This window comes from Mesorhizobium sp. M4B.F.Ca.ET.017.02.2.1 (genome assembly GCF_003998955.1).
GTDB lineage: Bacteria > Pseudomonadota > Alphaproteobacteria > Rhizobiales > Rhizobiaceae > Mesorhizobium > Mesorhizobium abyssinicae.
In genome coordinates this window covers 1-7426 of sequence record NZ_RZOF01000311.1, presented here as the reverse complement: position 1 = coordinate 7426, position 7426 = coordinate 1, and the positions used below count along the sequence as shown (strand labels likewise).

Here is a 7426-nt window from a genome sequence, read left to right as displayed (position 1 = left end):
GAAAGGCGGGAGCCGCGCCGAAGCCAATCTCCCCCCTTGAGGGGGAGATGCCCGGCAGGGCAGAGAGGGGGGCCTCGCGCCGACCTCTGTGGGGAGCATTCTTCGCAGCGCTTGCGCTAGCAATCGCGAGCCCTCTCTCGGCTTACGCAGATGCCCCGCCCTTCGGCTTCGTCAGGCTCGCCGATGTCGATGCGACCATTCGCCAGGACATCCGCTATGCCGGGAACAAAAACTTCCTGCGCCGCCAGGTCGACGGCTATGAGGCGCCGGTCTGCATCCTGACTAGGCAGGCGGCAAAGGCGCTTTCAAGCGTCCAGAAAGCGATCGCACAAAAGGGCCTGACTCTGGTGGTCTTCGACTGCTACCGCCCGGCGCGGGCCGTCGCCGACATGGTCGGGTGGACGCGATCGGGCGGGCCTCCGGACCCGCAATGGTACCCCTCAGTGAACCGCGGCGACCTCATCGCCAAGGGGTATATCGGCGAGCTCTCCAACCATTCGCGCGGCTCGACCGTGGATCTCGCCATTGCGCCCGTTGCTGGCGCGGCCGCTCCCCGCCCTGCCTGCGGCGCTCCCGATGCCGAAACGCTCGATTTCGCCACCGGCTTCGACTGTTTCGACCAGGCCAGCGAAACCGCCCACCATCCGCTCCCCGGCAACGCGGCGGCAAACCGCAAGCGACTGGTCGAGGCCATGCGCGGCGCCGGTTTCCGCAACTACGCCCGCGAATGGTGGCACTTCACGCTGACGGACGAGCCGTTCCCGAAGCAACGCTTCGACTTTCCCGTCACCGCGCCTTAGAGGTCCAGCCGCGAAGGCCGACCTGTCGCCGCGCAGCCTTGCCTGAGGGCGGCCCGCTCCTAGATAGCGTCGGCCCGGCGAGGAGGCGGTCTATCTAATATGAGGAAACCATTTCCCCAAGGGGCAGGCGATCGGCGAAAAATTTCTCCGATAGGCCAAAAAAGGCAACATTGAATGCATCTAAATTCTATCAATTCGCTAGAGTTCGGTCGTCATCAACGGAGGCGGAAATGACCAAACCTCATTTCAAGAAATTGCTTGGCGCGCTGGTCGCCTCATCTGTCCAGTTCGGCGCGCTCGGTTTGGCGTTCGCCGATACGACCCTTCTCAACGTGTCCTACGATCCGACGCGTGAACTCTACAAGGCCTATGACGAGGCCTTCGCCGCGCACTGGAAGGCCGAGACCGGCGAGACCGTGACCATCCAGCAGTCGCATGGCGGATCGGGCGCGCAGGCTCGCGCCGTGATCGACGGCCTCGACGCCGATGTCGTGACGCTGGCGCTCGAAGGCGACATCAACGCCATCGTCTCGAAGGCGAAGAAGATCAATCCGGACTGGCGCAAAAAGTTCGAGAACAATTCGGCCCCTTACACCTCGACCATCATCTTCCTGGTCCGCAAGGGCAACCCCAAGGGCATCCATGACTGGAACGACCTGATCAAGGACGGCGTCCAGGTGATCACGCCCAACCCGAAGACCTCCGGCGGCGCGCGCTGGAACTATCTCGCCGCCTGGGCCTATGCCAACGCCAATGACGGCGGCGACGAGGCCAAGACCAAGGAATTCATCGCCAAGCTCTACTCCCAAGTGCCGGTCCTCGACACCGGCGCGCGCGGCTCGACCGTGACCTTCGCGCAAAAGGGCCTGGGCGACGTGCTGCTGGCCTGGGAAAACGAGGCCTATCTCGCGCTCGACGAATTCGGCGCCGACAATTTCGACATCGTCTATCCGCCGACCTCGATCCTGGCCGAACCGCCTGTCGCGGTGGTCGACGCCAATGTCGACGCCAAGGGCACGCGCAAGGTCGCCGAGGCATATCTCGGCTACCTCTACTCCAAGGAGGGCCAGACGCTGATCGCCAAGAACCACTATCGTCCGGCAAAGCCCGATCTGGTGCCCGCCGAGGACCTCGCCAAACTGCCCGAGATCAAGCTGATCACCATCGACGATCCGCTTTTCGGCGGCTGGAAGAAGGCGCAGCCTTATCATTTCGGCGATGGTGGTATATTCGACCAGATTTACAAGCCTGCCCAGTGAGGCGCGACGGCCTCGCGGCCGGGACATTCACCGACGGCAGTCTGGTCTGAATAAGAAGGGACGAACCAGAATTCCACGACCACAGCACCCGCGCCGGCGGGGTGGCGATTCAAGCAGCCGAGTGTCATTCCGGGTTTCGGACTGACGCTCGGCTTCTCGCTTGCCTACCTCACGCTCATCATCCTCATCCCGCTCTCCGGGCTGGTCTGGCGCTCGGCGGCACTCGGCTGGACCGATTTCTGGGCGATCGCTGCCGACCGCCGCACCATCAACGCGCTTGAAATCAGTTTCGGCACCGCCTTCATCGCCGCCGGCGTCAATGTCGTCTTCGGCACCATCGTCGCCTGGGTGCTGGTGCGCTACCGCTTTCCCGGCCGTCGCATCGTCGATGCCATGGTCGACCTGCCTTTCGCGCTCCCGACCGCCGTCGCCGGCATCGCGCTCACCACGCTTTACGCGCCGAACGGCTGGATCGGCAAATTGCTGATGCCGCTGGGCATCAAGGTCGCCTATACGCCGCTCGGCATCGTCATCGCGCTGGTGTTCATCGGCTTGCCCTTCGTCGTGCGCACCGTGCAGCCGATCATGGAAGAGCTCGACAAGGAGGTCGAGGAAGCGGCCGCCACGCTCGGCGCCAACCGTTTCCAGATCATCACCCGCATCCTGTTCCCGGGCCTGGCGCCGGCGATCATCACCGGCTTCTCGCTCGCCTTCGCGCGCGGTGTCGGCGAGTACGGCTCGGTCATCTTCATCGCCGGCAACCTGCCGTTCAAGTCGGAGATCGCACCGCTGCTGATCGTGATCAGGCTGGAGGAGTACAATTATCCGGCCGCCACCGCTATCGCAGCCATCATGCTGGCGCTGTCGTTCCTGATGCTGCTGGTCGTCAACCTGGCACAGTCATGGAGCCGCAAACGCTATGGCTGACCCCGAAATCAAATCCTACGAACCGCATCACGAAAGCCAGTCGGCGGCGGTCACCGAAAGCCGGCCGGTGCGCATCGTGGCGATGGCCGTGGCCTTCGCCTTCCTCGCCGTCTTCCTGCTCATGCCGCTGATCGTCGTCTTCCACGAGGCGCTGGCAAAGGGCGTCGGTGCCTATTCGGAGGCGCTGGCCAGTTCCGACACGCGCTCGGCCATCCGGCTGACACTGCTGGTGGCGGCGATCTCGGTGCCGCTCAACCTCGTCTTCGGCATTTCCGCCGCCTGGGCGATCGCCAAGTTCGAGTTCAAGGGCAAGGCCTTCCTGACCACCCTCATCGACCTGCCGTTCTCGGTCTCGCCCGTGATTTCCGGCCTGGTCTACGTGCTGCTGTTCGGCGCCCAGGGCGTGCTCGGCGCCTGGTTGAAGGCGCATGGCGTCGTCATCCTGTTCGCCGTGCCGGGCATCGTGCTCGCCACCGTCTTCGTCACCTTCCCCTTCGTTGCCCGCGAACTGATCCCGCTGATGCAGGAACAGGGCAATGGCGACGAGGAGGCCGCGCTTTCGCTCGGCGCCAATGGCTGGCAGACCTTCTGGTACGTGACGCTGCCGAACATCAAATGGGGCCTGCTCTACGGCGTCCTGCTCTGCAACGCCCGCGCCATGGGCGAGTTCGGCGCGGTGTCGGTGGTGTCGGGGCACATACGGGGCCTCACCAACACCATGCCGCTGCATGTCGAAATCCTCTACAACGAGTACAATGCCGTCGGCGCCTTCGCCGTCGCTTCGCTGCTTGCCGGCCTGGCGCTGGTGACGTTGGTCTTGAAAACACTTCTCGAGATGCGCTACGGCGCCGAGATCGCCGCCACGCGCGGACACTGAATGCATATCGCCCAAAAGCGCGAACCGGTTTTGGGATAACGGCAGGCACCGACAAAAGGGACGGTTTATGGAAGTTCGCGTTGCCAACGTGCGCAAGGAGTTTGAGCGGTTTCCTGCCCTCCACGACGTCTCGCTCGACATCAAGTCGGGCGAGCTGATCGCGCTGCTGGGCCCGTCCGGCTCCGGCAAGACGACGCTTCTGCGCCTGATCGCCGGGCTGGAGCGGCCGACCAAGGGCACGATCTTCTTCGGCGACGATGACGCCTCGCAGAAGTCGATACAGGAGCGCAATGTCGGCTTTGTCTTCCAGCACTACGCGCTGTTCCGCCACATGACCGTCGCCGACAATATCGGCTTCGGCCTCAAGGTCCGCCACGGCGCGGCACGCCCGCCGGCGCAGGAGATCCGTCGCCGCGCCTCGGAGCTTCTCGACCTCGTCCAGCTCTCGGGCCTGGAGAAGCGCTACCCGGCGCAGCTCTCGGGCGGCCAGCGCCAGCGCGTCGCGCTTGCCCGCGCCATGGCGATCGAACCGAAGGTGCTGTTGCTCGACGAGCCGTTCGGCGCGCTCGACGCCCAGGTGCGCCGTGAGCTTCGCCGCTGGTTGCGCGAGATCCACGACCGCACCGGCCACACCACGGTCTTCGTCACCCACGACCAGGAAGAGGCGCTGGAGCTCGCCGACCGCGTCGTGGTGATGAGCCAGGGCCGCATCGAGCAGGTCGGTTCCGCCGATGAAATCTACGACACCCCGAACTCGCCCTTCGTCTATAGCTTCATCGGCGAATCGAGCTGCCTGCCGGTCAAGGTCGAGAGCGGCGAGGTCTGGATCGCCGACCGGTCGATCGGCCTGTCCGCCCCGCATGCGGCCTCGGGCGACGCGCTGCTGTATTTCCGCCCCCATGACGTCGAACTGCTCGACGGCTGCAGCGGCTGCATCGCCGGCACCGTTGCCGCCAGCCGCCGCGTCGCCGGCACCAGGCGGGTGGAGCTCGAGATCGGCGGCGAGCGCCAGCGGGTCGAGGTCGAGCTGCCCGTCGATCATCCGGCGGCGCAGAAGAGCCGGGTGGCATTCAGGCCGCGGCGCTGGAAACTTTTCCCGGCGTCCGAGCCCGGAAAAGCCAGCTGAATCAGCCTGAAAGAAAATCCTAACAAGCATTTGTTTCGGCGGAATCTTTTCCGACGACGACACGATAGCGCCGGCTCGCATGTCTGGCGCTGGCCGGCCTTGTGCTATTATCCTGCGCCCTTGTTGCAACTCTCAAGGAGCCGGTTTTCATGAAGCGATTTTTGCTTGGCGCGGCGGCACTGGCCACCCTCTTCCTCGCATCCTCCGAGGCCTGGTCGGCCGACAGGTTGCTTAACGCGTCCTACGACGTCGGCCGCGAGCTGTTCGCCGAAGTCAACAAGGCCTTCGTCGCCGAACATCCGGGCGTGACGATCGACCAGTCGCATGCCGGGTCCTCCGCTCAGGCGCGCGCCATCGCCGAAGGGCTCGGCGCCGATGTCGTCACCTTGAACCAGGTCACCGATGTCGATTTCCTGGTCAAGAAGGGGCTCGTTTCCGCCGACTGGCAGAAGGATTTCCCAGACAACGCCTCGCCCTTCTATTCGCTGCCGTCCTTCCTGGTGCGCGCCGGCAACCCCAAGCACATCAAGGACTGGAACGATCTGGTGCGCGACGACGTGCAGGTGATCTTCCCCAACCCCAAGACATCGGGCAATGCGCGCTACACCTATCTCGCCGCCACCGCTTACGCCAAGGAGGCCTTCAAGGGCGACGACGCCAAGGTGAAGGAGTTCATCACCAAGCTGTTCAACAACGTGCCGGTCTTCGACACCGGCGGCCGTGCCGCCACAACGACCTTCGTGCAGCGCGAGATCGGCGACGTGCTGATCACCTTCGAATCGGAGACGCGCGGCATCCGCAAGGAGTATGGCGACGACAAGTTCGAGCAGGTCACGCCCTCGGTCAGCTTGCTGGCGGAATTCCCCGTCGCCATCGTCGGCAAGGTTGCCGACGAGCATGGCACGCGCGATCTCGCCAGGACCTATCTCGACTTCCTCTATACTTCCGAAGGCCAGGACATCCTTGCCCGCAACGGCAACCGCATCCGCGATACGGCGGTCGCGGCGAAGTACAAGGACCAGTTCCCCGATGTCCGCCTGCTGACGGTGGACGACGTCTTCGGCGGCTGGCCCAAGGTGCAGGCCGAGCATTTCGCCGCTGGCGGCCTGCTCGACCAGGCCTATGGCAGCCGCTGACGGCTCCAGCGCCTCGGCGTCGACCTGAACAGGAAAGCCGGCTTCGCCGGCTTTCCTCATTTCATGCGCCAGCAGGCCGATTCCTGGCAAAATCCCGACCTCATCTGTGAGAAACGTTACAAAGAATCAACGCGTTTGTGCCTAACGTGCCGTCGGGCGGCTTGTTTTGCGCGAAACGGCAATACGCGATCCGAGACGTCATGATTTGCACACAAACAACCGCCAGATGCAGGCGGTTGGGGTTTTTCATGAACTGAATCGGGCATGCTTACCAAAAAAGGCAAATACGGCCTCAAGGCCCTCGTGCATCTTTCCGGCCTGCCGGCCGGCCAGCTTGCATTCGTCAACGATATCGCCGTCGCCAACAACATTCCGAAGAAATTCCTCGACGCCATTCTGGGCGAGTTGCGCAATGCCGGCTTCGTCCAGAGCCGCAAGGGCAAGGAAGGCGGCTATCGCCTTGCCCGCCCGGCCTCCGAGATCAAGATCGGCCATGTCGTGCGTGTCCTCGACGGTCCGCTGGCGCCGATCCCCTGCGCCAGCCGCACGCAGTACCAGCGCTGCGAGGATTGCGACGAGGCGACCTGCCAGGTCCGGCACATGATGCTGGAAGTGCGCCAGGCGATCGCCGAAGTGCTCGACAACCGCAGCCTCGCCGCCATGCGCGACGCCGACAATGACGATTTCCCCGTCGAGCTGACGTCGCAGATCTAGAGCAATTCCAGGAAAAGCATGTAACGGTTAGGCTCGGCGACTTCGCCGTAGCCTTCCGTCCGGAATTGCGTATAAACAAATAATTAGCCCGGACCTGAAGCTCCGCATCAAGGCCTGCGCCCGTCCCCTGGGCGCTCGAATGCTCGTGCCCGATTGCGCAGCGGCCATGGACGCAGTAGAGCGGCCTTTCGGACGCAACCAGGAACAGGCGGGACACCGATCCGATGAGGCTGCCGTGGTTCGGAAAATCCCGCAGGGCCGACCGCAGGAGATCGTCCCCCGTCCATCACACCGAGATCATCGCCGACGTGCCGGTGCCGGAGCGTGGCGAAGCGGTGCGCTTCTTCAGCCGCAGGCTGGTCGGGCCCGGCCGGCTGCGCCGCTTCTCGAACCGCGATCTTCGCGAAAGCCTGCTCTTTTCTTTCCTTCTCGTCGTCGCCGCGACACTGCCGGTCGTCTGGTGGGCGCCGATCTGCGCCTGGAGTTCGAAGCTTCGGCTGAAGCGCCATCTCCGCAAGGATTTTCCACGCTACGCCGCAGCGGTCCGCACCGTCCTTGGCGACCGCGTCGATGCGCAAGCGCTGTTC

At 64.1% G+C, this 7426-nt stretch carries 7 protein-coding genes and 1 pseudogene; all 8 read left to right on the top strand.

What is annotated here, in order from left to right:
• Window positions 1–47: 47 nt before the first annotated feature.
• A complete protein-coding gene (locus EN738_RS27240; RefSeq protein WP_127286393.1) occupies window positions 48–800 on the top strand; it encodes a M15 family metallopeptidase in 753 nt (250 codons plus the stop codon).
• A gap of 230 nt (window positions 801–1030) precedes the next feature.
• A complete protein-coding gene (locus EN738_RS27235; protein ID WP_127286392.1) occupies window positions 1031–2059 on the top strand; it encodes a sulfate ABC transporter substrate-binding protein in 1029 nt (342 codons plus the stop codon).
• A 126-nt stretch (window positions 2060–2185) separates the two neighbouring features.
• Complete coding sequence (gene cysT, locus EN738_RS27230) at window positions 2186–2986, top strand: sulfate ABC transporter permease subunit CysT (RefSeq protein ID WP_127286391.1); 801 nt, start codon at window positions 2186–2188, stop codon at window positions 2984–2986.
• On the top strand, window positions 2979–3863 hold the full coding sequence (gene cysW / locus EN738_RS27225; protein WP_127286390.1) for a sulfate ABC transporter permease subunit CysW: 885 nt from the start codon (window positions 2979–2981) through the stop codon (window positions 3861–3863). Before cysT ends, cysW begins: the two co-directional genes overlap by 8 nt.
• Window positions 3864–3930: 67 nt before the next feature.
• Window positions 3931–4989 carry a sulfate/molybdate ABC transporter ATP-binding protein gene (locus EN738_RS27220; RefSeq protein ID WP_127286389.1) on the top strand — a complete coding sequence of 353 codons (1059 nt, stop codon included), beginning with the start codon at window positions 3931–3933 and terminating at the stop codon, window positions 4987–4989.
• A gap of 149 nt (window positions 4990–5138) precedes the next feature.
• Window positions 5139–6125: a sulfate ABC transporter substrate-binding protein gene (locus EN738_RS27215; RefSeq protein WP_127286388.1), complete on the top strand. Its 987-nt coding sequence runs from the start codon at window positions 5139–5141 to the stop codon at window positions 6123–6125.
• 264 nt (window positions 6126–6389) lie between these two features.
• A complete protein-coding gene (locus tag EN738_RS27210; RefSeq protein ID WP_013530871.1) occupies window positions 6390–6839 on the top strand; it encodes an Rrf2 family transcriptional regulator in 450 nt (149 codons plus the stop codon).
• Between the two features lie 224 nt (window positions 6840–7063).
• A pseudogene (locus tag EN738_RS27205) lies at window positions 7064–7426 on the top strand (hypothetical protein); the annotation flags it as partial.